Source organism: Halococcus agarilyticus (assembly GCF_000334895.1).
Lineage (GTDB): Archaea > Halobacteriota > Halobacteria > Halobacteriales > Halococcaceae > Halococcus > Halococcus agarilyticus.
On sequence record NZ_BAFM01000012.1, the window covers coordinates 49803 to 75582 of the forward strand.

The 25780-nt window shown below is 66.4% G+C and carries 22 protein-coding genes and 1 tRNA gene; 9 read left to right on the forward strand and 14 right to left on the reverse strand.

All coding sequences use genetic code 11. The annotated features are described in order from the left end of the window. Positions 1 to 180 precede the first annotated feature (180 nt). Together TX76_RS10865 and hemB are read right to left on the reverse strand one after the other, a co-directional pair. A complete protein-coding gene (locus tag TX76_RS10865; protein WP_049902468.1) occupies positions 181 to 1962 on the reverse strand; it encodes an acyl-CoA dehydrogenase family protein in 1782 nt (593 codons plus the stop codon). 65 nt (positions 1963 to 2027) lie between these two features. After that, complete coding sequence (gene hemB, locus TX76_RS10870) at positions 2028 to 3089, reverse strand: porphobilinogen synthase (protein ID WP_049902470.1); 1062 nt, start codon at positions 3087 to 3089, stop codon at positions 2028 to 2030. Positions 3090 to 3179: 90 nt separating this feature from the next. On the opposite strand from hemB, the gene TX76_RS10875 reads away from it, so the two are divergent. After that, positions 3180 to 3707 (forward strand): DedA family protein, encoded by a 528-nt coding sequence (locus TX76_RS10875; RefSeq protein WP_049902471.1) that lies wholly within the window; start codon positions 3180 to 3182, stop codon positions 3705 to 3707. A gap of 152 nt (positions 3708 to 3859) precedes the next feature. Here the strand turns inward: TX76_RS10875 and TX76_RS10880 are convergent, their stop codons facing one another. Both TX76_RS10880 and TX76_RS10885 read right to left on the reverse strand, forming a co-directional pair. Next, positions 3860 to 4501: a hypothetical protein gene (locus TX76_RS10880; protein ID WP_049902473.1), complete on the reverse strand. Its 642-nt coding sequence runs from the start codon at positions 4499 to 4501 to the stop codon at positions 3860 to 3862. 403 nt (positions 4502 to 4904) lie between these two features. Beyond that, a complete protein-coding gene (locus TX76_RS10885; RefSeq protein ID WP_049902474.1) occupies positions 4905 to 5144 on the reverse strand; it encodes a hypothetical protein in 240 nt (79 codons plus the stop codon). Positions 5145 to 5243: 99 nt separating this feature from the next. On the opposite strand from TX76_RS10885, the gene TX76_RS10890 reads away from it, so the two are divergent. After that, entirely contained in the window at positions 5244 to 6032 is a 789-nt protein-coding gene (locus TX76_RS10890; protein ID WP_049902476.1) for a hypothetical protein, read from the forward strand. Between the two features lie 353 nt (positions 6033 to 6385). Here the strand turns inward: TX76_RS10890 and TX76_RS10895 are convergent, their stop codons facing one another. The 6 genes from TX76_RS10895 to TX76_RS10920 form a co-directional block, all read right to left on the reverse strand. Continuing rightward, positions 6386 to 7588, reverse strand: a complete 1203-nt coding sequence (locus TX76_RS10895; protein WP_049902478.1) for a GNAT family N-acetyltransferase — start codon at positions 7586 to 7588, stop codon at positions 6386 to 6388. Between the two features lie 64 nt (positions 7589 to 7652). After that, positions 7653 to 9815, reverse strand: coding sequence for a heterodisulfide reductase-related iron-sulfur binding cluster (locus tag TX76_RS10900; RefSeq protein WP_049902480.1), 2163 nt, complete (start codon positions 9813 to 9815; stop codon positions 7653 to 7655). Between the two features lie 110 nt (positions 9816 to 9925). Continuing rightward, positions 9926 to 10162, reverse strand: a complete 237-nt coding sequence (locus TX76_RS10905; protein WP_049902481.1) for a hypothetical protein — start codon at positions 10160 to 10162, stop codon at positions 9926 to 9928. Positions 10163 to 10267: 105 nt separating this feature from the next. Beyond that, positions 10268 to 10984 (reverse strand): energy-coupling factor transporter transmembrane component T family protein, encoded by a 717-nt coding sequence (locus TX76_RS10910; RefSeq protein WP_049902482.1) that lies wholly within the window; start codon positions 10982 to 10984, stop codon positions 10268 to 10270. Continuing rightward, positions 10978 to 11685 carry an energy-coupling factor ABC transporter ATP-binding protein gene (locus tag TX76_RS10915; protein WP_049902483.1) on the reverse strand — a complete coding sequence of 236 codons (708 nt, stop codon included), beginning with the start codon at positions 11683 to 11685 and terminating at the stop codon, positions 10978 to 10980. The genes TX76_RS10910 and TX76_RS10915 overlap by 7 nt, the downstream gene beginning before the upstream one ends. After that, positions 11682 to 12266 (reverse strand): biotin transporter BioY, encoded by a 585-nt coding sequence (locus TX76_RS10920; protein WP_049902484.1) that lies wholly within the window; start codon positions 12264 to 12266, stop codon positions 11682 to 11684. Before TX76_RS10920 ends, TX76_RS10915 begins: the two co-directional genes overlap by 4 nt. A 143-nt stretch (positions 12267 to 12409) precedes the next feature. Between TX76_RS10920 and TX76_RS10925 the strand changes: the two genes are divergently transcribed. Then, the gene (locus tag TX76_RS10925) at positions 12410 to 13078 is read left to right on the forward strand and encodes a hypothetical protein (protein ID WP_049902485.1); all 669 of its coding nucleotides are present in this window, start codon (positions 12410 to 12412) and stop codon (positions 13076 to 13078) included. Positions 13079 to 13166: 88 nt separating this feature from the next. Next, positions 13167 to 13889, forward strand: a complete 723-nt coding sequence (locus tag TX76_RS10930; protein WP_049902487.1) for a competence/damage-inducible protein A — start codon at positions 13167 to 13169, stop codon at positions 13887 to 13889. Positions 13890 to 13901: 12 nt separating this feature from the next. Here TX76_RS10930 and TX76_RS10935 read toward each other — a convergent pair whose 3' ends face one another. Beyond that, positions 13902 to 15080, reverse strand: a complete 1179-nt coding sequence (locus TX76_RS10935; protein WP_049902489.1) for a CBS domain-containing protein — start codon at positions 15078 to 15080, stop codon at positions 13902 to 13904. 79 nt (positions 15081 to 15159) lie between these two features. On the opposite strand from TX76_RS10935, the gene TX76_RS10940 reads away from it, so the two are divergent. Together TX76_RS10940 and TX76_RS10945 are read left to right on the forward strand one after the other, a co-directional pair. Then, positions 15160 to 15630: a cupin domain-containing protein gene (locus tag TX76_RS10940; RefSeq protein ID WP_049902490.1), complete on the forward strand. Its 471-nt coding sequence runs from the start codon at positions 15160 to 15162 to the stop codon at positions 15628 to 15630. Positions 15631 to 15701: 71 nt separating this feature from the next. Further along, on the forward strand, positions 15702 to 17765 hold the full coding sequence (locus TX76_RS10945) for a DEAD/DEAH box helicase (protein ID WP_049902492.1): 2064 nt from the start codon (positions 15702 to 15704) through the stop codon (positions 17763 to 17765). A gap of 2 nt (positions 17766 to 17767) precedes the next feature. Here TX76_RS10945 and TX76_RS10950 read toward each other — a convergent pair whose 3' ends face one another. Further along, the gene (locus TX76_RS10950; protein ID WP_049902493.1) at positions 17768 to 18043 is read right to left on the reverse strand and encodes a pro-sigmaK processing inhibitor BofA family protein; all 276 of its coding nucleotides are present in this window, start codon (positions 18041 to 18043) and stop codon (positions 17768 to 17770) included. A gap of 81 nt (positions 18044 to 18124) precedes the next feature. Between TX76_RS10950 and TX76_RS10955 the strand changes: the two genes are divergently transcribed. The 3 genes from TX76_RS10955 (at position 18125) to TX76_RS10965 (ending at position 24382) form a co-directional block, all read left to right on the forward strand. Then, positions 18125 to 18197: transfer RNA gene (locus TX76_RS10955), tRNA-Pro, on the forward strand. 38 nt (positions 18198 to 18235) lie between these two features. After that, entirely contained in the window at positions 18236 to 18652 is a 417-nt protein-coding gene (locus TX76_RS10960) for a group I intron-associated PD-(D/E)XK endonuclease (protein WP_049902495.1), read from the forward strand. 102 nt (positions 18653 to 18754) lie between these two features. Next, on the forward strand, positions 18755 to 24382 hold the full coding sequence (locus tag TX76_RS10965) for an LAGLIDADG family homing endonuclease (protein ID WP_049902496.1): 5628 nt from the start codon (positions 18755 to 18757) through the stop codon (positions 24380 to 24382). 27 nt (positions 24383 to 24409) lie between these two features. Here TX76_RS10965 and TX76_RS10970 read toward each other — a convergent pair whose 3' ends face one another. Both TX76_RS10970 and TX76_RS10975 read right to left on the reverse strand, forming a co-directional pair. After that, on the reverse strand, positions 24410 to 25261 hold the full coding sequence (locus tag TX76_RS10970; RefSeq protein ID WP_049902497.1) for a transcription initiation factor IIB: 852 nt from the start codon (positions 25259 to 25261) through the stop codon (positions 24410 to 24412). Between the two features lie 69 nt (positions 25262 to 25330). Continuing rightward, positions 25331 to 25756, reverse strand: coding sequence for an HIT family protein (locus tag TX76_RS10975; RefSeq protein ID WP_049902498.1), 426 nt, complete (start codon positions 25754 to 25756; stop codon positions 25331 to 25333). Positions 25757 to 25780: the final 24 nt, after the last annotated feature.

Sequence of the window (25780 nt, forward strand, 5' to 3'; positions counted from 1 at the left end):
GTTTGAATATTTTTGGCGGTGTGAGTATGGATATGTCCGGTTTGGGGTAGAGTGTTATCGATATAAGGTCGTATTGTGTACGGAAATCGGCCGATTCCCGCGGAAAAATCGAACGTTCGTCGATTCCGATTCCGGCAGGTGTTGCGCGAGGGCGGCGTTCGCGCCCGAGTTCGACGACGATCAGTCGTCGACCGACGCGGGTTCGGCGAGCGTCGCCGGTTCGATGGGGGCGTACCGCACGACCGCGTCGAACCGTTCGACCGCGAACCGTTCGCCCTCGGTGATACCGCGCGCGTCGGGCTCACGCAGGCGGGTGTCGACGAACCGCTTCGCGACGAGGGCCTTCCGGGCGTCGTCCGCGCTGTCGATCCGATCCTGCGCTTCCCTGACGAGCAGCGCGGCGGTGTAGACGTCGAAGACGTAGTTCGCGAGCTCCTTCGCCTGGAGCTGGGCGTACTCCCCGTCGGCCCCGGCGAGGTGGGCCAGCGACTCCTGGAGGCCGGCGAAGGAGTCCTCGATCGCTGCGGTCGGCTCGTCGAGGCAGGGATGCTCGGCCGCATCGAGATTGGCACGGATCGTGGGCAGCAGCGCCTCGTGGGCGTCCTCGCGGTCGAGCGCCCGGAGCAGGTCGAGCGAGAGCACGTTCGACGTGCCCTCCCAGATCGGGAGCACCTGGGCGTCCCGGAGCAGGCGCGGCGTGACGAACGATCGGACGTAGCCGTTACCGCCGAGCACCTCGCACGCGTACGAGACGGTCTCGACCGCCATCCGTGCGGTCACGTACTTCGCCACCGGCACGAGCGCGCGCACGAGTTTGAACGCCCGCTCGCCGGCCTCGGTCTCGCGTCCCTCGCGCCGGTAGCGGTCGAGGACGCGCGCGCCGTCGAAGGTGAACGCGGCGGCGGCCTCGTAATCCACGGCCATGTCGACGAGGTCGCGGCGCATCAGCGGGTACTCCTGAATGACCTCCCCGAACGCCTCGCGGTTCGCGGCCTGGACCTTGGATTCGAGCAGCGCACGCCCCATGATCCCGACCGCGGCGCTGGCGTTCGAGAGGCGCTCGAAGTTGAGCATCGCGGTCATCTGCCGGAACCCGTTCTCGGGTTCGCCCACCAGGTATGCCTCCGCACCACGGAACTCGATCTCTCCCGTGGGAACCGAGATCGTCCCGAGTTTGTCCTTCAACCGGCGGAACAGGGCGTCGTTGACCTGGCCGTTTCGCTTGGTGTGCGGAACGAGAAACAGCGAGAGACCAGCGGTCCCGTCGGGTGCGTCGGGCCGACGGGCCAGCGCGAGCGCACCCTCGGCGTCGATGTTCGAACAGAACCACTTCTCGCCGGTGAGGCGGTAGCTGCCATCGGGAGCCTCCTCGGCGACGGTCTCGTTCGCGCCGACGTCGCTGCCGCCCTGTTTCTCGGTGAGGAACATCGCGCCCTCGATGTGCTCGTCGGCGTCGCGGCTGGTGAGGCGCTCGAAGTAGCCGTCGAGGCTCCCGTCGTCGAATTCATCGAGCACGAGCGCGACGCCGGTCGTCATCGACACCGGACAGACGAACCCCGGATCGGCGTACGAGAGCAGCGCCTGCTGAGTCAGGGTATGCGTGAGTCCGACTGGTTCGTCGCGGCCTGGCGGCGCGTGGAAGGCGTCGTGGGCCAGCCCGAAATCTCCATAGGCGATCCGTTCGTTCTCGTGCTGTTTGGGGTGGTACTCGACCTCGTTGCTGATCTCGCCGTGCCGGTCGTAGGTGTGGAGTTCCGGGCCGTGGCGGTCGATCCGATCGGCGTTATCGGCGATCGTCGACCCGATCACGTCGCCGAACTCCTCCAGGCGGGATTCGGCCCACGAGAACTCCTCGTCCGGGTACGTCCGTCGTGCCTCGTACTGGAGGGTACGATCGAGATCCCAGTAGTTCACGTCGCGGCCAGCCTCCCATTGTCCGTAGTCGATGGCCTCGCGTGTCATACCGTCTCAACCGTCGCTCGCGGCATAACTGCTCGGCCCGTCGCGATCGAACCCGCGTCGACGCCTCAGAGTTGCTCGGCGACGTCCTCCGCGAAGTACGTCAGAATCAGGTCCGCGCCTGCACGCTTGATCGAGAGCAACGACTCGTGGGCCACGCTTTCGAGGTCAAGCCACCCCTTCTCGGCGGCGGCGTGGAGCATGGCGTACTCGCCGGAGACGTTGTAGGCCGCCACGGGTTGGTCGGTCCGATCGTCGACCGCGCGGACGACGTCGAGGTAGGGGAGCGCGGGCTTGACCATCAGCACGTCCGCGCCCTGGTCGACGTCGAGATCCACTTCCCGGAGCGCCTCGTCAACGTTCGCGGGGTCCATCTGGTAGTGGCGGCGATCACCGAAGGCGGGCGCGCCGTCGGCGGCGTCGCGGAACGGCCCGTAAAAGCTGCTCTCGTACTTCGCGGCGTAGCTCATGATCGGCACGTCCACGTGGTTCGCGTCGTCGAGCGCCGCCCGGATCGCGCCCACCATCCCGTCGGTCGCGCTGCTCGGCGCGACCATATCTGCGCCAGCGTCGGCGTGGCTCGTCGCGATCTTTCCCAGCAAGTCGAGCGTCGCGTCGTTGTCGACCGTCAACCCCGTTTCGTGGTGTTCGTGCAGCCCCGCCGCGCCGTCGTCGGCCTCTGCCGCGCCACCGTCGGCCGCCGTAGCGCCCTCTTCCCAGCGCTCACGCGCTTCCTCGGCGAGCACCCCGCAGTGACCGTGATCGGTGTACTCACAGAGACAGACGTCGGTGATGCAGAACACGTCGGTTTCGTCGGTGATCCGTCGGAGCGCGCGCTGGACCACGCCATCCTCGGCCCACGCGCGTGTTCCGTGGGCGTCCTTCGATTCGGGGATGCCGAAGACGATGACGCTCTCGACGCCCGTTGCGGCGATCTCCTCGACGCGCGCGGCCGCCTCGCCCACGGGCACGCGCTCGTGGTCCGGCATCGACTCGATCGGGACGCGTTCGTCCGTGGTGGCGTCGACGAACACCGGCGCGATCAGATCGCTCGCCGCCAGGCTGGTTTCGCTGACGAGATCACGGAGCCCGTCCCGGCGAAGCCGTCGCGGGCGGTGCGTGAGATCCATACCGTGACTGGGGTCGCGAGCGTCAAAACCTCTTCTCGTGAGCGGCGCGTGACGCAAACGATTTAGGAGCTACCGGCGAACTCCCTGCCGATGTCCGCTCCGGTCCTCCAGATCGCGGAGATGCCCGCCACCCTCCGGGACCTGCTCGACTCGGAGTACGCGCTGCTCGCCCTCCTCTGTGTGTTCGTGCTCGAAGGAGCCATGCTGATGTACTTCATGCCGAGCGAGGCGATCGTCCCGGTCTCGATCGGCCTCATGGGGAGCACGGTAACGGACGTCGCGACGATCATCGGTGTCGCGGTGATCGGGGCGACGATCGGCCAGGTCGGGCTGTTCGTCCTCGCGAAGCGCGGCGGCCGGGAGTGGCTCCTCGAAAAGCGGTGGTTCCGGGTGAGCGACGAGGCCCTCACCAGGTTCGACGGCTGGTTCGACCGCTGGGGCCCGATCGTCGTCCCGGTGAGCAACGCCCTGCTGTTCACCCGGGGGATGCTCACCGTCCCCGCGGGGTTCGCCGAGATGCGCACCCGGACGTTCGTGCTTCTCTCGGCTGCGGGTACGGTGGTGTTCGAGACGGCGCTCGCGGCGATCGCGCTCGGCGTGATCGAGGTCGCGTTCTGAGGAGATCCACCGGGCTGTCCCGCGTCCGTGACGTATCTGAGGACGGCTGTGATATCGGGAGTCGTGGCTGTCGTCAGTCCGTTTCTCGTCGGTGTGAGAGTACTCTCAACGGGGAACACCTCGCGACGGTCATCGTCGTTTCCGAAGCGCGATCAGTTACCGCCGGTGCCGGCGATCCCGCCGACGCCGCCGCTGCCGGATCCACTCCCGCCCTGGTTACCGAACTGCACCTGTCTGTTGGTGACGTCGACGCTGAACGGGGCTTCCTTCGTGTCCGTGTGCGTGGCCCCACCGTTCGTGGTGAGTTCGGCCTTCACCCGCACCGTCATGTCGACCACGTTGCTCTCGCCGTCACCGTCGGCATCGAACGCGGATTCGTACCACGACGTGTTCTCGATCAGGCTGAGTTCGTTTTGGAAGTCGTAGCTTCCCGATGCCGACGTTCCGTCCTCCAGGGCCTCGTTGTACTTGGATTCGCTGCCGACTGTTTCGAAGTACCCACCGTCGGGGCCTTCCGTCGAGAGGACGAACGTCAGCGTGTGTGGTGACGAATCGAGATTCGCCCACGAGTACGTGAGCTCGGGCTGGAACCAGACGTCGTCGATCGTCCCGTCCGCCGAGGCGATGCTCACGTCGGCGGCCGTGAACGTCTCCTCGTCGAGCGCGAAGGCCGGCTCCGTTGCGAAGAGCTGGAACCCGCCGATCCCGACTGCACCGGTGACGCCGAGTGCCCCCATCCGTCGGAGCAGTCCGCGCCGATCGAGTCGACTGCCGCTGTCGTCGCTTTCCGACATACAAGTCCACAACTCTCCCGAGGTTTGTATCGCTGAGGGCTAGCCGTTTAGATTCCTGTCGAAAGACCGTTGGTTATACCATCTGCCGTCTGCTGTTGTGTGACGCTATCGCGAGTGTCGTTCGATCCGATCGGTCACGGGAGCACGCGCACTGAACCCCGGTGTCGGTCTCGGCGTGTCGTTTGCCGCCGACCGCTCACGAGAGGCGCTCGGTGGGGAACGAGCGGTCCTGGGCGACGAGGAATCGAGGAGGGCGCTACCGCACCCAGCTCAGTGGTTCGCCCCCTCGACCGATAGCCCCGCTCCGGCCATGCGTGGAAGTTCGAACCGCCGGGACGGGTGAGCGCCGATCGAAATAGTTCGCCGACAGTCGCTCCCGCTCGTCAGCGCGATCGGCAGCGAACTACCCGACCCAGGAGTCGTCGCCCATCGCTCTGTCGATCTCGGTTCGCACGAACTCCTCGGCGATGACCTCGTAGCGGAGCGTGCCGTCGCCGTCCTCGGTGGCACACGCCGTGCAGAAGGTCATGCGACGCTGGGTGCCGTCTTCGAGCACGTACTCCTCGGTTTCGCGATCGGCCGCCGCAGTCGAACCGCAGTCCGGACACGGGCGATCGGTCGCGGCACGCGCGTCGTTCGCCATCGTCGATGGTTGTGTACGCACGGGACGTGACTTCAATCTACTGCACCCGTCGAACCCGGATGGTCACGCACATGTGTGCGCCGTGACGAGGACACAGCCATGAGTGACGGGAAACAGGCCACGCTCGGCGGCGGCGAGGCCGACACGAGGGACCCGGACGACCACGCGACCAACGATTTCGGCGACGAGCTCGACGAGCACGAGACCAGGGGCGGGTACAGCCGGTACGACGTCGCGAGCCTGCTCCAGAAGGCCGTCCGGCGTTCCGACGAGGAGTGCGCGGCGTGGGCAGCGTGGGAGCTCGTCCGCTCCGGGTACGCGTGGAACTGCTGGGATCGGCTCGCACTCTACGTCGTCGAAGACCTGCGAGCGGGCGCGGACGTCGTCCTCACTATCGATCGCTACGAGCGCCTCGCGACCGAGCGGTGGGACGACGATGGGTGGGAGGGTCGGCTCTGCGGGATCCACGCGGCGCTCGCCGCCGCCCGGGCCACCTCGACCCGCGAAGCCACCTACGCGAACGAGTACTTCGAGCGGGTGGCCGAAGAACGCGCCGCGGCGCGCGAGGCGGGTCGCGAGCCAGCGTACGACTTTCCGGTCGGCGATCTCGAACCCGGCGGCGAGTTCGACGTGATCTTCGATCAGCACACCTACGACGGCAAGAAGATGGGGCGCGACGGTCGGTACTTCACCGTCCACGGCGCGCGCGTCGGGCCGACGGGGGAACCGGAGCTGAGTCGGCGGTGGCGACGTCGGAGCCTCGCCCTCGCCGATCGCTCGTACAGCGACGCGGAACGATCGCACGCGCTCGCGCCGGTCGATTCCGACGACCGCTGGGCCGAACCCGAACAGCCCGGGCCCGAGTCGTCGGCCAGTGACGAAAACTGACGTCTGGCGAGGATCGGTTCGAACTGAAACGATGTTCGGAGCGCTCCAGCCCTCCCGAGCCGGGCGCTTCGAGTTCGGCGGCGAAAATGGGCCGGTCGTGCTCCCCCCGGCCCATGGTTCGCGTATGCTCCCACGCTCGGTGGCCCCGTGTCGACCGAGCGTAGCACAGGCAACCCGCCTGCACGAGCTACTACGTCATCCGACTCGCTTAGTAGTTGTTACCAGTTACCACCGTGGGCGAGGGAGTCGACCGATCGACGCGAGCACACGTCTTCGGGGACGCCATCGAGATGGGAAACCGTGACCGATCGGCCCCGATCGGCGCGACCCGACTTCCGGCGACGATTCCGTTCTCAGAAGCGCTCCGGCAGGAACACCTCCTTTTCGGGGAACAGTTCGGCCAGGGCGTCGGTCGCCGCCGTCGAGCGCACGTCGAGCCCGCCGATCCGTCGAGCGCGCTCCGCCGAGCAGTAGCCGACGAGGAGCTGTGAGAGCGTGCCGATGTCGACGGTCGCGGCCGGTTCGTCGTCGGTCGTCGCGACGCTCGCTTCGCCCTCGGCGACCTCGATCGCGAACGTCGCGTCGTTCCACGGCGCGTGCGGATCGTCGACGGCGATGGTGAGGGTAGCGTCGTCGACGTCGGGATACGGAACGGCTTCGAGCGCCCCCGGGACGTCGACGATCCGGACCATCTTACCGGCGGCCACCTCGACCTCGATCGCGTCCCGGTCGGTGACCACGTCGAGGAGTCGGTCGTGGTCGTGGCCGTACAGTTCGACCGTGCTCACCTGGGAGTCGTGGTCGTGGCAGAAGCGCAGCAGGTTCAGATACGCCTCGTGGTCGGTGGACGCCATCTCGTCGACCACGAGGCACCGACCGTCGTCGTCCTCCCGGACGCGATACAGCAGGTAGCCCCGTGGCTCGCCATCGCGGAGCCACGCGTAGCAAAAGCGCTCCGTGTCGTGAGCCTGAAAGACGCGATCGCGCCACCAGTCGGCGCTCCGGCGGGTCGCGAGGTTCACACCGTGGAGCCATCCCTCGAAGACCGGCTCCAGCGTGGCGTACTCCTCGGGCTCGATACGGCGGAACTCGCCGGCCGCGGCGGATCGCACCGTCGACAGCGCCGCGGGATCGACGGTCGCCGTCTGATACCGACAGCCGGTCGCCCAGCCGTAGCGCGCGTAGAAATCGTGCTCGAACGGCCGGAGCGCGGCGATCGGCCACCCCCGTTCGCGGTACTCCCGAAGGGAGGCTTCGAGGAGTTCCCCGACGAACCCCTGGTGTCGGCGTTCCGGTGGGGAGGCCACCCCCGAGAGGCCGGCCACCGGCAGCCACTCGCCGCGCAGCCGGGCGGTGAACTCGATGTGGGTGCCACAGGCAACGAGATCGTTGTCGTCGAATACGCCCCGATCCTCGCCGAACGCCCACCGTCGCCGACGGCGTTCGTCGATCGGCTCGTCCGGATCGTACGGCCCCGATCCGGCGTCGAAGGCGTAGCCCGTGATCGCGTGGTGGCGGTCCTCGTACTCCTCCTGGATGGGACGGTACTCGGTCATACCGATCCGGGGGTACCGTGCGTCAAATACTTTCAGGCCATCCGGTAGATCGCCGTCATCGATCTCAGTCGTTCGCCGGGGCCGCACCCGTCTCCGCGTCCGTGTCCGCCGTCGCTCCCGCTCCGCCCGCATCGAGTGCCTCCGCGAGGAGTTCGGCAAGCCCGACGATCTCGATCTCGTCCTCGAAGCTCCCGGTCTTGCGGCCGTCCTCGTACATCGTCATGCACATCGGGCACGCGACCACGAACTTCTCGACCGCCCTTCCCGCGTCGGTGTCTTCCAGCGCCTCGCGGAGTCGTTCCTCGCTCGGCTTTGGCTCCTCGTCGAAGTCCATCCAGAGCCCGCCGCCACCGCCACCACAGCAGAAACTGTTCGCGCGATTTCTGGGCATCTCGTTCAGGTCACAACCAGTCCGGCGGACGAGATCTCGGGGAGCCTCGTACTCGTCGTTCATCCGGCCGAGGTGACAGGGATCGTGGTACGTCACGGTGTGATCGAGCTCGGTCCCCGCGAGGTCGAGCGCGCCACTATCCGCGAGTTCCTGAACGACCTGCGTGTAGTGGTGCACGTCGATCTCGCCATCGGCGTTCCACTCTACGCCGTCGAGTTCGGGGTACTCGTTCGCAAACGTGTTGTAGCTGTGGGGGTCGGTGCAGACCAGCGTGTCGAACTCACAGCTCTCGAACGCGTCGACGTTGTCCTCGGCGAGCATCTCGTAGAGGCCCTCTTCACCGACTCGGCGAACGTCGTTGCCGTCGTTCTGCTCGTCCTCGTAGAGGATGCCGTAGTCGACGCCCGCGTGCTCGAAGATGGTGGCGAGCGACCGGGCGACTCGCCGGTTTCGCTCGTCGTAGGAGGGGTAGTCGCCGACGTACCAGAGGTACTCGACGGGTTCGTCGCGCGCGTCGGGCACCGCGAAGTCGAGCTCCTCGGTCCACTCGGGGCGCTTGCGCTCGGGATCGCCGAAGGAGTTGCCCTGGCCGAAGATGTCCATCATGGTCTCCTGGACGTTCTCGTCCATCTCGCCCGACTCGGTGAGCCGGCGGTTCATCTCGGTGAACTGCGGGACGTGCTCGATGTCGACGGGGCAGGCGTCCATGCAGGCCATGCAGGACATACACGACTCCATCGTGCGCGAATCGATGACGCTCGTGCCGCCGTCCGCGACGATCTCCTTCGTCTCGCCGCCCGCGTTCACCGACTCGCGATACCCCTTGAGATCGAGGATCACGTCGCGGGGGTCGAGCGGGCGGCCCGACGCCTTCGCGGGACAGACCGACGAACACCGGCCGCACTTGGTGCAGGCGTCCTGATCGAGGATCTGTCGCCACGACATGTCCTCGACCTCCGTGAACCCGATCTCGTCGGGGTCGGCGTCGGCGGGGACGCCCGGCAGCCGAACCCCTGCCTTCTCGTCGCGGGTGACGACGTTCGCGAACGAGGAGAGCATGTGGAACGGCTTGGCGTAGGGCACCCACGCGACGAACCCGAGCGCGAGCAGCGAGTGCGACCACCACGCCGCCGGGTAGATCGTCGTCGCGAGCCCTTCGGAGATGCCCGCGCCCTGGAGGACGAGCGCGACGAACCAGCCGACGAAGCTCACCGTCTCGAACTCGGGAAAGCCGGTCGCGAGGATCCGGACGCCCTCGACGAGATACCCTCCGAGGGCGAGGAGAAACAGCGTCCAGACGAACAGCCCGTCTTCGAGGCTGGTGTGTTCGCCCCAGAGCCGCTCGTTCCGGACGACGTATCGTCGGTAGATCGCCATCCCGAGACCGACGACGAACAGAAAGCCCATCGCGTCCATCACCAGCGAGTACGAGAGGTAGAAATCGCCGACGAAGAACGACTGTGTCTCGCCCAGCAGTCCCGTAATGAGACGATAGCCGTCCATGTCGATGCCCAGAATGGTGGTGCCGATCAGCAGCGTGAGGAAGCCCCACATGATGAACGCGTGCATCAGCCCGCCGTAGAGGTCGCGGTTGAACTGGTTCTCGTTGGTGGCGACGGTTTTGGCGGCGCTCACGATCCGGTTCGGGAGGTCGTCGAGCCTGGCGAAGGCGTCCTCCGTTCCCCGAGTGTAGCGGGCGAACCGCTCGTAGACCCCGTACAGGAACACCGCGACCGCGAGCGCCGCGAGGAAATAAAAGAGCGCCTTCCCGACGGGACCCACCAACCAGAACGTCTCTCGGGTGACGGTCTCTCCCGTCTGGAGCACGAGTGTCATCGATTATCGTCGTAGAGCCGACCGGCGGGGTTAAATCTTGTCCACCCGGCACGATCGGGCCGCAGTCGGTCGGGAATCAACAATGAATTTATCGTTTCCGGGCGGTAGCGTCACTGGCCTTCCGCTTGCCACTCATACCGATCCGGCAGTACGCCCACCACAGACAGTATCCCGTACAGAACCAGAAGAGCGCCAATAACTATCGCCAGAAGTGGCACTACAGGTGTTCCTGTTGGAGACACGCCGGTGAACAGCGCAAACGGATTATCGTTTGTCCAGAAGCCGATAGCGATTATCAGGAGACCGAAGCCCCCAGTGAAGAGGCCCCCTTCTGTCGCAGCGTCCATGTGCCGGTGCTCGGGTGGACCTTAGTTATCTGTTATCGTTTCCGCATCGATGTTTGAGAGTCGATTAGCGAGTGCTCATCGACCGCTCCGCTGTGATCGTCCCGGTCAGAGCGGATTTCCGACGAGTGCCCAGCCGACGAGCACCGCGGCGAAACCGAGCGCCGGCAGGTCGCGGCGGGCGAATCGGAGGTGTGGCAGGGTCGGGTTCCACGCGAAACACCGGGCACGGAGCGCCACGCCCAGCCGGTCGGCCCGCCCGAACGCCCGCCGGATTCCCGCGTTCGCGACGATTCCCATTCGATCGGTGAGCCCGCGTTCGCTCCCGAGGCGTGCGCGCATCGCCGCGCGCGTCCGCGAGAGGTCGGCCACCAGGACGGGAAGGAACCGGAAGACGAGCGCCACGCCGACGCCGAGGAAGCGACCCGGACGGCCGGGCACGAGCGACTGGACCGCCGTCCGGGAGTCACGCACGCGCGTCGTCCGGACGTAAGCGACGCTCACGGCGAGGACGAGCAGGACGCGATAGCTCGCAAGCGCCGGCGCGACAGCTTGCGAGAGGGCGATCCACGGCGGTCCGAGGGTGAGGGCGGCGATCGCCGGCCCGGCGATCAGGAGGGGGAGCGCATAGCGCGCCTCGGCGAGGGCGGCGACCGGTGACACCGCCGAGGCCGCGAGAACGACGCCGGCGAGCGCGGTCAGCACCGCGAGGCCGCGCGGCGTGGTGTGAGCGAACGCCGCAAGCGCGAATCCCACCTGCACTGCGATTTTCGCCCGCGGATCGAGTCGGTGGGCGAGCGAGTCGCCAGGCTCGTAGGTCAGCACGGCGCGCGAACGCCGAGCCCCGGAAGCCGATCGATCGCGCCGTCGGGCGGTGCGTCGAGCGCGACCCGCCCCTCGTTCATCACGATCACCCGATCGGCGGGAGCGACGAGATCGCGAAGGTCGTGGGTGACGACCACGATCCCCGTTCCATCCATGTGAAGCGCACGCATCCTGTCCAGCACCGACTGTCGCGCCGGCTCGTCGAGGCCCGCGAACGGCTCGTCGAGCACGAGGTGATTGGGTTCCATCGCGAGCGCACCCGCGATCGCGACTCGCGCCCGCTCGCCGCCGGACAACCTGTCGATGCGCTCGTCCTCGCGGCCATCCAGCTGTACTGCCGCGAGCGCGTCGGCCACCCGATGGTCGATTTCATCCCTGTCGAGCCCGAGGTTCTCGGGCCCGAACGCGACGTCCGCGCCCACGGTCGCGGCCACGAACCCGTCGCGCGGATCCTGAAACGTCATCGCGACCGCGGTTCGCGCGGCCACCACGCTCTCCGCGACCGCCTGGCCGTTCACCGACACGCTACCCGCATCGGGTTCGAGCAGGCCGTTGAACTGCCGGACGAGCGTCGTCTTCCCCGAGCCGTTCGGCCCCGCGAGCACGACGAACGACCCGTCATGGATGGTGAGCGAGACACCGTCGATCGCCGGCCCGTCGGCTCCGTCGTAGCGATGGACGAGATCGCGGGTCTCGATCATCGAGCGGCGGCGATCGCGTCGCTCCGAACGATCCCCACGCCGGCCACGATCTTCAGCACCTCGGCCGGAATGAACGCGGCCGCACCCCCGAGGAACGCCTCGACAGGGCCGAGATTTTGGACGGCCATCAGTCCGACCACCCCGAACGCGTAGATTACAACCACGCCGAGGGCCATCGCGCCGACGAGGCGGAGCAGCGAGATCGACGTGGGATCCACGAGCGAGGTGCCGCCGTGGACGACGACGCCGATCGCGGCGGCCGCGAACGGGTACGACCAGAGGTAGCCCGCGGTCGGCCCCACGAGGACGCCGAGTCCCGCCGACCCACCGGCGAACACCGGTGCGCCGAGTGCGCCCGCGAGGAGATAGAGCCCACAGGCCGCTCCGCCCCAGACCGGGCCGAGCAGGATGCCCGCGAGGAACACGCCGAGCACCTGGAGCGTGACCGGGGCGGGCGAGACGGGGTTCGGGAAGCTGACGTAGGCGAACGCGCCGATCAGGGCGGCGAACAGCGCCGCGCGCGCGAGGTTGCTCGCGGTCGCGTCACCAACGAGCTCCACGTCGCGAGTGGCGCTCACGATGCCCCCGTTCGACGGTCGCAGCGTGGTTCGGTCATCGGTACAGTCACCCGACCGTCGACTCTCTTAGCCTCGTCGGTTGACGAACCTCCTGTATCGCCGGCAGACTTTTATGGATCGGTGTCAGACGCTTCGTTCGCGCGACGATGGACGAGAAAACTGCAGAGCTCCGTGACATCTTCGTCGACGTCACCGACGAGTCGACGGTCACCGAGCGCCAGGAGGACACCCCCGGCTCGCTCACGCGCGACGAGCCGGCGGCCGAGCGCGTCGAAGCGGTCGTGGCCTCGATGCGCGAACGCTACGACTTCGATACCGACCTTCCGGACGCGGCGCTCGCCGATCTGGTCGAGGGGTTCTACGACGGCGCGAGCGACGCCGCCCTCGCGGAGCGCGCGGCAGGTGCGGTTGACGAGACCGGCGCTGAGGACGAAGACGGGGGTTCCGACGACACTTCGGCTGCCGACGTGACCGACCTCTCGCGCCGCGACGTCTTCCGCGCGCGGATGGATCTCCACCTCGTCCGGGAGGCCGACACCGACGCCCCGTTCGCCCTCGGCGACCTCCGGGATCGACTCGCGAACGACGAGTCGATCGCCGGGATCGCCGACGAGTTCGACGTCGCGGAGTCGACGGTGCGGCGCTACCGGCGGGTGCTCGACACCCAGACCGAGCGCCGGCGCGTCGGCGATCGCTTCCGCGAGGAGTTCGACGAGATCCTCTCGGACGCCGATCTCGCCTCGCTCACCGAGGACGTCACTCGCGACGGTCTTGACGACGCCACCGACGGGATGGAAAACGACCTCTCCTTTTGATCCTGTCCCCGCTGCCGGCTGTCCTAGGCTTCGACCCGAGCGCCGCACGCGAACGGGTTATCCGTCCGTGGCTCGTCGTTTCTGGCGAATGCAGGTCGCGCTCCTCACCGTCGGCGACGAGCTCCTCGCGGGCGACACCCAGAACACCAACGCGACGTGGCTCGCGGGTCAGCTCACCGATCGCGGCGCGACGATCGCACGGATCCTCGTGGTGCCCGACGACCGCGACCTGATCGCCCGGAAGGTGCGCGAGTTCGCCGGGAGTTTCGACGCCGTGATCGTGACGGGTGGGCTCGGTGGCACGCCCGACGACGTCACGATGGACGCGGTGGCGGCGGCGTTCGATCGTTCGCTCGCGCCCGATGACCGTGCGCTCGCGGATATCGAGACCACGGTCGAGGCCGTTCGTGAGGAGTTCCCCGACATCGATCTCGACCACGAGGCCGAGGCCTCGATCCCCGACGGGAGTCGACCGCTACTGAACCAGCCGGGCCTCGCACCCGGTTGCGTGATCGAGAACGTCTACGTGCTTCCCGGCGTCCCCAACGAGATGAAGGCGATGTTCGAGAACGTCGCCGAGTCGTTCGGCGGCGACGTCGAATCACGAACCTTCCACACCGCGACGCCGGAGGCCGATCTCGTCGCCGATCTCGAAGCGACTGGCGAGCGTTTCGACGTCGCCGTCGGCTGCTATCCCGATCCCGCAGTCCGTCACAACCGGATCAAACTCACGGGTGAGGACGAGAGCGAACTCGACACGGCGGCCGACTGGTTGCGCGAGCGCGTCGACGTGACGACGCCCGCAGAGTGAGCGGAAACGCGTTCAGCGCATCGTTTCGTCTGGCGACCGTGGCGCGTCCGGTGTAGATGTCGCGCTCTCGCTCGACTGGAGGATCGTGAGCGCGGTCATCAGATCGGTCCGGGAGACGAGACCGGTGAACTCCCCGTTGAGGTCGACGACCGGGAGCCGACCGACGCCCGCCGACTGCATCGTCGTGAGTGCGGTCATCGCGTCGGCGTCCGCCGGGACCGTCGTGAGCTCGCGGGTCATCACCTCCTCGACCCGGTAGGCGTCGCGCTCGACCTCGCGGACCTCGCGGGCGTCCGACAGCGTGACCAGACCGACGAGCTCGCCGTCGCGCAGCACGGGGTAGCCGGTGTGGCGCTCGGTCAACATCCGGTCGATCAGTTCGGCGACCGAGGTCTCGGGCGAGACGGCGTCGATCCCACTAGCGGGAGTCATGACCCGCTCGATTGCAACCCCCTCCAGAGCGGCCTTCGTGGTGGCCTGCTGGGCCTCACCAGCGGCGCTCATGTAGATGAAGAAGGCGATCCCGATGTAGATGATGTTGCCAACCAGCAGCCCCGCGAGACCGAGAAGCACCGCGAACCCCTTGCCGACCTCGGCGGCGAGCTGGGTGGCCCGTGCGTGGGTGCGATTGCGCGCGAGCAGCGCACGCAGGACGCGACCCCCGTCCATCGGGAAGCCGGGGAGGAGATTGAACCCCGCGAGCACGACGTTCGCCAGCGCGAGATACGCGAGGACGAACCGGGCGGCCCCGAGCGAGTCGGGGAGTGCGAGGAAGCCGAGATACGACACCGCACCGACCGCGATGCTCACGATCGGCCCGGCGATCGCGACCGCGAACTCCTGTCGCCAGTCCTCGGGCATCTCCGTTAACTGAGCGATCCCGCCGAGAAACCAGAGCGTGATCGAGTCGATCGGGTAGCCGTACCGCATCGCCACCAGCGAGTGGCCGAGCTCGTGGAGCACGACCCCGACGAACAGCCCGACGGCGGCGACGCTGCCGAGCACGATCGGGGTCTGGCCCGCCGACAGCGACGCTTCCGGGAGGTTCGCCCCCACGACGTCGTTCATGATCGAGGTCCACCGCCCCACGTCGGTGGCGATGAGCCACGCGAACAGGGGGAGGACGAGCAGGAACGATAGACCGACCTTGATGGGGATCCCGGCGATGCGGCCGATCCGAAAGCTGGGCATACCCCGAGTAGGGTCGGCGGCATCTTAAGCCCGCCCCCGCCCGCGAACGGTTTTTGCCCGCGGCGTTCGTACGTGATCCATGAGCGAGTCATCCCCGGTGGTGCGGCGGACGGAAGACATCGAGTACGAACCCGTCGATGCGGCCGACGGTCTCGAAAAAGGCGTGCTCGTCGACGAAAAACGCGGTGCGCCGAACTTCGCCATCCGGCGATTCACGCTCGAACCTGGGGGACGGGTCCCGAAACACACCAACGAGGTCGAACACGAGCAGTACGTCCTGAAGGGAGAGTACGTGGTCGGGATCAGCGAGGCGTCTTCGACGCCTCGGGCAGACGGCGACAGCGAGGCACGGTGTGCCTCGGGCCGTGCGAGCGGGCAAGGCCCGCGAGCAGAAGCCGTCGACGACGACGAGGAACACGTCGTGAGCGCCGGCGACTCGCTGTTGATCCCGGCAGGAGCGGTCCACTGGTATCGCAACGAGGGAGACGAAGAGGGGGCGTTCATCTGCGCGGTGCCGAACGGCGACGACGCGATCGAACTCGTCGAATAGCCCGGTTTCCGTCCAAAGCATCGCGATGGTCGTTCGAACCGCTGAAATACCACGATCACGTATCACCGGACGTGTCACAGCAGGTCGGGCGGGTCGAGACGCTGTTCGTCCACGGCGTCGGTGACGAGTATCTCGTCGCTGCGATCCGCGACGGGACGCGGCTCTTTCATGCGCGGCTCGAACTCGGAACGACCGACGCCGGGCCGCGGCCCGCAGCCTTTCGGATCAAGGAGGGGTCGGGTGAGGAGCCGCGCAGCCCGGATCAGTTCGTCGAGATCGCACGCCGTGCCGGCCGCATCCGGATCTCCGAGCAGACGAGCCGTCGCGACCGCGACGCGATCCGCGAGATGCTGTCGGGCTACCAGCTCGACGCGAAAACCGTCCGGACCTGCCGGTACTGCGCATCGGCCGGCCGGTACTCCCCGATCACGAGCGAAACCGCGATCGCAGCCGACGGCGAGACCATCTGTCCCGACTGCGCGCGGACAGAGCTCGAACGCGAACTCGCCCACCACGACGTGAGTTCGACCGCCGGCGACCGGCTCCAGGAACTCCTCACCGAGGTCCAGGACCTCGAACGCGTCGTCAACCTGCTCTCGGGCCACCTCGATCCCGATCTCACGAAGTTCGACGAGATGAGCGCCACTACAGAGAGTGTGGACCCCGTTCCGGTGGGCGATCTCGATCTCCATCCCGGAATGGGCGAACTGCTCGACGACCGCTTCGAGACCCTCCTACCCGTGCAGAGCCTCGCCGTCCACGGCGGCGCGCTCGACGGCGAGGATCAACTGGTCGTGAGCGCGACGGCGACGGGCAAAACCCTGATCGGCGAGATGGCGGGGCTCGATCGCCTCCTGCGCGGCGAAGGGAAGATGCTGTTTCTCGTGCCGCTCGTCGCGCTCGCCAACCAGAAGTACGAGGACTTCAGCGACGAGTACGGCCATCTCGCCGACGTCACCATCCGGGTGGGCGCGAGCCGGGTTCGCGGCGACGGCGAGCGGTTCGATCCCGACGCCGACATCGTGGTGGGCACCTACGAGGGGATCGATCACGCGCTCCGGGTCGGCCAGGACCTCGGTGACATCGGCACGGTGGTGATCGACGAGGTCCATACGTTGGAGGACGACGACCGGGGCCACCGCCTCGACGGGCTGATCGCGCGTCTCAAGGGGTACTGCGAGGACCGCGCCAACGCGGGTGCGGGCGGAAGCGAAACGAATGCAGGAACGCAGTGGCTCTACCTCTCGGCGACGGTCGGCAACCCGCGCTGGCTGGCGGGACGGCTCGACGCGAACCTCGTGGAGTTCGAGGAACGCCCGGTGCCGATCGAGCGCCACGTCACGTTCGCCGACAGCCAGGAGAAAGCCCGCGTGGCGAACAAACTCGTCCGACGGGAGTTCGATCGCGAGTCCTCGAAGGGGTATCGGGGTCAGACCATCGTGTTCACCAACTCACGGCGGCGGTGTCACGAGCTGAGCCGAAAGCTGGAGTACGACGCCGCACCGTATCACGCGGGGCTCGACTACTCCCGTCGGAAGACGGTCGAACGCCAGTTCGCCGACCAGGACCTCGCCGCGGTCGTGACGACGGCGGCGCTCGCTGCCGGCGTCGACTTCCCGGCTTCGCAGGTGATCTTCGACTCGCTTGCGATGGGAATCGAGTGGCTGACAGTACAGGAGTTCCACCAGATGCTCGGGCGCGCGGGGCGGCCGGACTACCACGATCGGGGCGTGGTCTACGTCCTCGTCGAACCCGACGGGAGCTACCATTCGAGCATGCCTGGCTCCGAGGACGAGACCGCCTTCAAACTCCTGAAGGGCGAGATGGAGCCGGTCGCGATGCGGTACGACGAGACCAGCGCCGTTGAGGAAGTCCTCGCGAACATCACCGTGGCGGGCGAGGGCGCGAAGGGGCTCACCGATCGGATGGTCGGCGAGGTACCGCTGAAACACGCGGTCGGCAAACTGCTCGACTACGGGTTCATCGACGGGCTCGAACCCACGCCGCTCGGTCGCGCGGTGACGCGACACTTCCTCGAACCAAGTGTGGCGTTCACGATGCTCGACGGGATCCGGAAGGGAACCGATCCCTACGACGTGGTGGCCGACGTCGAGCTCCGCGACGAGGAGGAGTGAGCTCAGGCCAGCGCGGCGACGACCGCGGGGACGAACGCGACATCGAGCACCGAGAGGAGCACGACGAGGATCGCGCCGGGCAGTCCGCCGATCGCGACGATCACGAGGGTGAGCCAGTCGATCTGGACCCCGACGCCGAGCCACTCCGCGACGAGGAACACGAGGAGGCCGACAACCGCGTTGACCAGCAGCGGGCGCACGGCCTGGACGATCCGCGCCGCACCGAGCAGGAAGACGACCGCGAGCGCGAGCGCCGCGATCTCGATTCCCGTAACCATACTGCGACTCCGCGGCCGTGACGTATCCCTTCTGCGATCGAACGGAAGGGTTTATTCGCGGCCGGGCGGTAGAGGGGACGCGGGACCGTGGGTTAGCCTGGTATACTCTGGCCCTTGGGTGGCCAAGACCGCGGTTCGAATCCGCGCGGTCCCACTGAGGTTTTTCTACGATACCGGAGTCAGTTCGGGGAGATGGAAACACATCGGAAAGGCGACCTCACCGAGGCGATCGTCATTGCCGAACTCAAGAAACGAGCGATTCCGGTTTCGATCCCGTTTGGGGACAACGAACGGTACGACGTCGTGACGGAAACTCCCGATGGTCGTTTGCTGAAGGTACAGATCAAGACCGGCTGGATGGCCGACGGAAAAGTGACGTTTCACGGGAAATCGCAGCACACGAACGCGAGCGGAAACGTCTATGAGACGTACGACGGCGATGTCGACTTCTTTCTCGTGTACTGCTACGAGCTCAAACGGATGTACTGGATCCGAGAAGACGAGTTTCGAACACAGATGTCGTTGCGAGTCGAAGAGCCCGAACAGGTGAAGCCGAGCATCAACTGGGCCGAGGACTACGAGTTCGACGCGACCTGGCCACCGGGGTGATACACCCCCGATCCGGTCGACCGTGGTTCCCACGGTAGGGTTCACTTTCACTCTCCACGTTGCGAAGGTTCTTACCCGGAAGCGAACAATCCAGAAACAAGGATGGCTCGTGCGGAGAACACCGAACTGATCGACGACTTCGAGGAGTTCTACCGCAACTACTACCGGAACGAGATCGGCGAGCTCGCCCGGCAGTACCCCAACGAGCAGCGATCGCTCTTTATCGACTGGGACGATCTCTACCGGTTCGACTCGGATCTCGCGGACGACTACCGCTCGCAGCCAGGCCAGCTTCAGGAGTACGCAGAAGAGGCGCTCCGACTGTACGACCTCCCCGTCGACGTGGGCCTCGGGCGCGCACACGTCCGGATCAGGGGACTTCAGGAGACCACCGAGATCCGGGAGATCCGGGCGCGCCACCGCGGCCAGCTCCTTTCGGTACAGGGCACGGTCCAGAAGGCGACCGACGTCCGCCCGAAGATCACCGAGGCCGCCTTCGAGTGTCAGCGTTGCGGGACGCTCTCTCGGATCCCACAGACGGGCGGCGATTTTCAAGAACCGCACGAGTGCCAGGGGTGTGAGCGCCAGGGCCCCTTCGACATCAACTTCGACCAGTCGGAGTTCGTCGACGCCCAGAAGATCCGGGTTCAGGAGAGCCCCGAGGGGCTGCGCGGTGGCGAGACGCCGCAGGACATCGACGTCCACATCGAGGACGACATCACCGGGAAGGTCACTGCTGGCGACCACGTTCGCGTGACGGGCGTACTTCACCTCGATCAGCAGGAATCGGGCCGGGAGGCCACGGCGATGTTCGACGTGTACATGGACGGCGTGTCGGTCGAGATCGAGGACGAACAGTTCGAGGACATGGACATCGACGAGGCCGACAAGCGCGCGATCGTCGACCTCTCGACTGCCGACGACATCTACGAACAGATGGTCGGCTCGATCGCGCCCTCGATCTACGGCTACGAGCAGGCCAAACTCGCCATGACGCTCCAGCTCTTCTCGGGTGTCGCCAAACACCTCCCCGACGGGTCGCGGATCCGTGGCGACCTCCACATGCTCTTGATCGGGGACCCTGGGACAGGGAAATGCGTCAAGGGCGATACCAGCGTGACGCTCGCTGACGGCTCGGAGCGTCCGATTCGTGATGTCGTCGAATCGAACCTCGACACGCCGACCGCGATCGAGGACGGCGTCTACGACGAAGTCGACATCGGGCTACCGTCGATGGAGCCGGATGGAACCATCACCGAGGAACGTGCGACGAAGGTGTGGAAGCGCGAAGCGCCCGACACGATGTATCGCATTCGGACGGCGAGCGGCAAGGAGATCGAAGTCACACCTTCACATCCGTTGTTCGTACAATCGGATGGACAGTTCTCCGCAACGAGGGCGTCGGAGCTACACGAAGAGGTCTTCGTTGCGACGCCGCGGACGGTGCCGACAACCGGGGACGACGCGCTCGACATCGACTACCGGCGGTCGGCGTCGAACAGCGCAGTTCGGCTGGATCTACCGACCGACTGGACGCCATCGCTCGCCCGTCTTCTCGGCTACGTCATCGCGGAAGGACACGTCCAACACCGCGACGATCACACCGGCAGCGTCTACATCACGAACAACGATTCGGCGATCATCGCGGACGTCGCGGCCGCGTACGACTCGCTCGGGGCGAACTACTCGGTCGACGAGCCTCGTGACGGAAAATTGGCGGCGCGCATCCGTTGCTCGTCCAGCGAGCTGGTGAGTTTTCTCGAAACCCTCGAACCCGCGATCCTCGAACGCTCAGCCAAGCAGCGAGTCCCTGACGCGATCCTCGGCGCAACCACGGAGACCAAACGCGAGTTCCTTCGGGCGTACGCTGACGCGGAAGGCCACGTTTCGACGAGCCAGCGCGAGCTGGCGATCGCCTCGATGAGCCGCGAACTTCTCGATGGCGTCCAGTCTCTGCTGCTGTCGGTCGGTGTTCAGTCGTCCATCGAGCCGCGCACCAACGGGAGTTACCGGGTCCGTGTCAGTGGTGCTGCCTTCGAACGATACGTCGAACGCGTCGGCTTCGTCACCGAACGGAAAGCGGACGCAGCTCACGACCTCGGCGACAGCCCGCACAACACGAACCGCGACGTCGTGCCGGACGTCGGCGACGAACTCCGGCGCGTCCGGGAAGCGCTCGCGCTCTCACAGTTCGAGTGTGGCGTCGCCCGAACGACCTACCAGCACTACGAACGCGGCGACCGGAACCCGAGCCGTGACTCGCTGCTGACTGTTGTGGAGGCTTTCGAGGAACGGATCGAATGGCTTCGGGGGACGAAACACCGGATCGAGACCGGCAGTTGGGAGGACATCGAGTCAATCAGGGACGAACTGAACGTCTCACAGGCCGATATCGCCGACGAGATGGGCGTCGAGCAGACGGCGGTGAGCTACTACGAACGGAACGACGTCGTCCCCGACGGTGGCCGAACGATGGCTGGCAAGAACGCGATACTCGAACGCATCACGACGGCCCTCGATGTCGTCGATAGCGTGGCGCGGCTGCGAGCGCTCGCCGAAAGCGACGTCCGCTGGGATCGGATCATCTCCATCGAGGAACTCACGCCCGAGGACGACTGGGTGTACGACCTCGAAGTCGCCGATACGCACACGTATCTCTCGAACGGTGTCGTCTCACACAACTCCCAGCTCCTTCAATATATCCGACAGATCGCGCCCCGATCGGTGTACACCTCGGGGAAGGGGAGCAGTTCGGCGGGGCTGACGGCGAGCGCGGTTCAGGACGACTTCGGCGAGGGCCAGCAGTGGACGCTGGAGGCCGGGGCATTGGTGCTCGCCGATCAGGGGATCGCGGCAGTCGACGAACTCGACAAGATGAAATGCGTGACTGGCGACACGCTGGTCCACCTCGGTGATCGAATCGCTCGAATCCGGGATATCGCCCACGACGCGGTTCGAGACGGCAGTATCGAGTCACTCGAGAACGGTCGGAGTATCCGTGATGTCGACCTCGAGACGTGGACGATGACCGACGACGGGCGGCTGGTGACGCGTCCCGTGACGGCCATCCACGAGTACGATGCGCCCGAGTCGCTCGTCGAGGTCTCGCTCTCGACGGGCGAACGGTTGAGTGCGACCGCCGATCACCCGTATTTCGTTTTCGAGGACGGCGAGCGCGTCGAGAAAGCCGCCGCCGACGTCGAATCGGGGGACTGGGTGTACGTGCCCCGATCCATCGAGACACCGGCGACGGACGGCGGGACGCTAGCGAGTCAGCGCGGCGATTCGAACACCGTTCCGCGTTCGTTCTCGGACGAAGCTCGCGGACAAGGTGGCGTCTCGCCATCCATGGGAGCAGTACTCGGCTACCTCGCCGGCGATGGGAACCTGTACTACCAGCGCGATGCCGGCGTCTACGGGGTTCGATTTACGAACACCGAAGAGGAGCTACTGGCGGACTTCGAACGAGCCTGTGGGGACGCGTTCGACGCGGAGACGGTTCGGCCACCGAGCGAGCAACGCGAGGACGGCGTCGAGACGGTTCGACTGTGCGGCCGGCAGTACGCCGACGCCGTCCTCGAAGCGGGGATGAATCTGGAGACGTACGACGGCAAACGCGTTCCCGAGGGAGTCACCGAAGCGTCCCGCGCTGCGAAGGCGGCGTTCGTGCGTGCGTTCGCCGACAGCGAGGGGAACGTCGACGGTCGAAAAGTGAAACTTTGCTCGGCAAGCAATCAACTGCTACTGGGCGTCAAACACCTCCTGTGGGAGTTCGGCATCTCCTGTCAGATTCAGCACCGCGTACGGGAGGAAAGGCGCGATATCTCTCTGCTCGTCATCACCGACGCCGATTCGCTGGGCGCGTTCGACCGGCACATCGGCTTCACGCTGGATCGAAAACAGACGGCCCTGACGAGGACGGTCGAGACGGTCAGCGGCGATCGAACGATTCTGGACGTCCTCCCCGACTGCGGGGCCTTGCTCGAGACGTGTCGAACGTCGCTTCGCCTGCACCAGTCCGAGTGCGGGATCGACGACGTCACGTACTGTAACTTCGAGAACGGCGACGCCGATATCTCGTTCCGTCTGGCTCGAGTCATCTTGGCGGCATTCGAAGACCGCAAATGCCGGGCGTCGCTCGCACTCGACGACCTCGACAGCGCCGGGTGGGACGATCTGGAGCGGATTCGGACCACGTTCCACGTTTCGCAGTCGGAACTCGCCGAGGGGACGGGGTTCAGCCAACAACAGGTGTCCCGGCGCTGGGGTGAGGACGAGGGACTGAAAGGGACCGTCACCGACCGGCTCCGATCGATCCTCGGATCGGTCACCGATACGGACATCAGTCGGTTCACGCAACTGGTCGACGGGGACGTCAAATGGCGACGCGTCGAGACCGTCGAAACGGTCCCTGCGACGATCGATGACGACCGCATTCGCCTGCTGGAGGAAGAGTTGGCGGATATCTTGGGCTGTTCGACCGACGAAGCCCGTGAAAGAGCACGCGCGTTCCGCACGGACGACCCCTCGCCCACGGAGTGGGACGAACTACGCACGGTTCTCGAACGATACGACATCTCGATGACGGCAGTCGCAGACGATCTGGGCGTCGATCAGGCGACGGTTTCTCGATGGTTCAACGGCCTCGTTGCGACCGATGGGTTCGAGACTGTCAGGGACGCTGTTCTGGATCGGGCCGATGCCGTCCGTTCGACGGCGATCCGAAAGCTGGAGGAGATCGAGGAACGCGAACAACCCAGTGTGTACGACCTGACCGTGGACGGGACGCACAACTTCGTTGCGAACGGGATGATCGTCCACAACTCCGACGATCGGTCGGCGATGCACGAGGCCTTGGAACAGCAGACCATCAGCATCAGCAAGGCGGGGATCAACGCCACCCTGAAGTCGCGGTGTTCGCTGCTGGGTGCGGCGAACCCCAAGTACGGACGATTCGACCAGTACGAGTCGATCGGCGAGCAGATCGACCTCGAACCCGCCCTCATTTCGCGGTTCGACCTGATCTTCACCGTCACCGACGATCCCGACCCCGACCGGGACAGGGAGCTCGCAGAACACATCCTCCGGACGAACTACGCGGGCGAGCTCAATACGCAACGAACTGAACAGACCGCGGCGAACGTTACCCAATCGGAGGTCGACGCGGTGACCGACACCGTCGCGCCCGCGATCGAACCCGACTTGCTCAGAAAATACGTCGCCTACGCCCAGCGCAACTGCTTCCCGACGATGACCGAGGAGGCGAAGGAAGCGATCAGCGATTTCTACGTCGATCTCCGATCGAAGGGAGCCGACGAGGACGCGCCGATCCCCGTCACGGCACGGAAACTGGAGGCGCTCGTCCGGCTCGCGGAGGCGTCGGCCCGGGTCCGGCTCGCGGATACGGTCGAACTGGAGGACGCAGAGCGCGTCATCGAGGTCGTCCGCACCCAGCTCCAGGACATCGGCGTCGATCCCGAGACCGGCGAGTTCGACGCCGATATCGTCGAAACGGGGACCTCGAAGACCCAGCGCGACCGGATCAAGAACGTGAAGGCGCTGATCGCGGAGATCGAGGAGGAGTACGACGCGGGTGCGCCAGTAGAGGAGGTGCTCGACCGCGCCGAGGAGACGGGAACCGAGCGCTCGAAGGCCGAACACGAACTCGAAAAGCTCCGCCGCCAGGGCGAGGTGTACGAACCCCAGGCCGACCACCTCCGGACGACCTGAGACCGGTGACGTGAGCCGCGGACCGGATCATGCACGCAGCTTCTGGTAGGTCACCCGGAGCGTCACTGGCGTGACGTCCGCGATCTCGGCGGCCGCCTGCTGGGTGAGGCCGTGATCGGTTTCTGCCGCCGCGGTGTAGAGACAGGCCGCAGCGACTCCGCTCGGATTTCGGCCGCTGATCACGCCACGGTCGCGGCCCTCCGCGACGAGTTCCCGAGCGCGCGCCTCGACACCGTGCGGGAGATTCAACTGCGATGCGAACCGCGCGAGGTACTCCGTGGGATCGATCGGCCCCGTCGGGAGACCGAGGTCGCGATTCAGGGCGTCGTAGGCCGCGGTGAGTTCGTCCCGCGAGGCCTTCGCGACCGCGACGATCTCCGCGAGCGTGCGCGAGACGCCGTCGGTGCGACAGACCGCGTAGATCGTGGCGGCGGCGAACCCCTCCAGCGAGCGCCCCCGGAGGAGGTCGGCATCCTGAGCCGACTCGAACAGCACGCAGGCCCGATCCCGAACGCTGTCCGGCAGCCCGAGCGCACATACTTGACGGCGGATCTCGGTGAAGGCGTACACCCGGTTGCGCTCGGCTTTCGAGGCGATCTGCGTCCGGGTGTGCTGGCGGCGGAGCCGGGCGAACAGGCGGCGCTTCCGTCCGGTGAGCCTGGTCGAGCGCCCGATCTCGGTCGAGAGGCCGCGGTCGTGCCGCGAGCGCGTCAGCGGTGCGCCGGTTCGCTCGCGCGTCTCGCGCTCGAACGACCGCCACTCGGGGCCGCGGTCGATCTCGTCGGTTTCGACGACGAGACCGCACCCGTTGCAGGCCGTTTCCTCGTCGACAGCGACTAGCCGTCCGTTGCATTCCGGGCAGCCGCCACTTGATTTCATACCTAGGTGTCGCTACATCCTAACCACTTAAACGTTTGTGATTTGTCGATCGGGGGTTCGCGTGGCCGGTCACTGGGCATCGCGGACGTCGTCGGCGATCCGGTCGAGATCGTCGTCGGCGAGATCGGGTCGATCGCCGGCAACGACGTGGATCGGTGCGCCGCCGTCGCCCTCGAACCGGGGGATGACGTGACCGTGGACGTGGGGCACCTCCTGGCCGGCGGCCGGGCCGTTGTTGAACGCCACCGTGGTGGCGTCGGCGTCGACCGCGCTCTCGACCGCCGGCGTCAGTCGGTGGAGCGCGGCGAAGACGTCGCCAGCGAGGTCCTCGGGGAGGTCGTCGAGGCGCTCGTGGTGGTCGTTCGGGACGACGAGCGTGTGGCCGGGCGCGAGCGGGTTCGCGTCGAGGAAGGCGGTCACGGTGTCTGATTCGTGGACGATGCGGCCGGGGATCTCGCCGGCGACGATCCCGCAGAACGGACAGTCGGCGGACATGGTCGACTCGTTGTGCGCACGAGA

What these genes read in the sequence shown, in the direction of transcription:
- TX76_RS10895 (WP_049902478.1), bottom strand. Translation starts at nt 7,588, where the DNA reads ATGACCGAGTACCGTCCCATCCAGGAGGAGTACGAGGACCGCCACCAC.
- TX76_RS10960 (WP_049902495.1), top strand. Translation starts at nt 18,236, where the DNA reads ATGGAAACACATCGGAAAGGCGACCTCACCGAGGCGATCGTCATTGCC.
- TX76_RS10940 (WP_049902490.1), top strand. Translation starts at nt 15,160, where the DNA reads ATGAGCGAGTCATCCCCGGTGGTGCGGCGGACGGAAGACATCGAGTAC.
- TX76_RS10890 (WP_049902476.1), top strand. Translation starts at nt 5,244, where the DNA reads ATGAGTGACGGGAAACAGGCCACGCTCGGCGGCGGCGAGGCCGACACG.
- TX76_RS10885 (WP_049902474.1), bottom strand. Translation starts at nt 5,144, where the DNA reads ATGGCGAACGACGCGCGTGCCGCGACCGATCGCCCGTGTCCGGACTGC.
- TX76_RS10880 (WP_049902473.1), bottom strand. Translation starts at nt 4,501, where the DNA reads ATGTCGGAAAGCGACGACAGCGGCAGTCGACTCGATCGGCGCGGACTG.
- hemB (WP_049902470.1), bottom strand. Translation starts at nt 3,089, where the DNA reads ATGGATCTCACGCACCGCCCGCGACGGCTTCGCCGGGACGGGCTCCGT.
- TX76_RS10970 (WP_049902497.1), bottom strand. Translation starts at nt 25,261, where the DNA reads ATGAAATCAAGTGGCGGCTGCCCGGAATGCAACGGACGGCTAGTCGCT.
- TX76_RS10950 (WP_049902493.1), bottom strand. Translation starts at nt 18,043, where the DNA reads ATGGTTACGGGAATCGAGATCGCGGCGCTCGCGCTCGCGGTCGTCTTC.
- TX76_RS10935 (WP_049902489.1), bottom strand. Translation starts at nt 15,080, where the DNA reads ATGCCCAGCTTTCGGATCGGCCGCATCGCCGGGATCCCCATCAAGGTC.
- TX76_RS10905 (WP_049902481.1), bottom strand. Translation starts at nt 10,162, where the DNA reads ATGGACGCTGCGACAGAAGGGGGCCTCTTCACTGGGGGCTTCGGTCTC.
- TX76_RS10975 (WP_049902498.1), bottom strand. Translation starts at nt 25,756, where the DNA reads ATGTCCGCCGACTGTCCGTTCTGCGGGATCGTCGCCGGCGAGATCCCC.
- TX76_RS10900 (WP_049902480.1), bottom strand. Translation starts at nt 9,815, where the DNA reads ATGACACTCGTGCTCCAGACGGGAGAGACCGTCACCCGAGAGACGTTC.
- TX76_RS10865 (WP_049902468.1), bottom strand. Translation starts at nt 1,962, where the DNA reads ATGACACGCGAGGCCATCGACTACGGACAATGGGAGGCTGGCCGCGAC.
- TX76_RS10925 (WP_049902485.1), top strand. Translation starts at nt 12,410, where the DNA reads ATGGACGAGAAAACTGCAGAGCTCCGTGACATCTTCGTCGACGTCACC.
- TX76_RS10915 (WP_049902483.1), bottom strand. Translation starts at nt 11,685, where the DNA reads ATGATCGAGACCCGCGATCTCGTCCATCGCTACGACGGAGCCGACGGG.
- TX76_RS10930 (WP_049902487.1), top strand. Translation starts at nt 13,167, where the DNA reads ATGCAGGTCGCGCTCCTCACCGTCGGCGACGAGCTCCTCGCGGGCGAC.
- TX76_RS10875 (WP_049902471.1), top strand. Translation starts at nt 3,180, where the DNA reads ATGTCCGCTCCGGTCCTCCAGATCGCGGAGATGCCCGCCACCCTCCGG.
- TX76_RS10965 (WP_049902496.1), top strand. Translation starts at nt 18,755, where the DNA reads ATGGCTCGTGCGGAGAACACCGAACTGATCGACGACTTCGAGGAGTTC.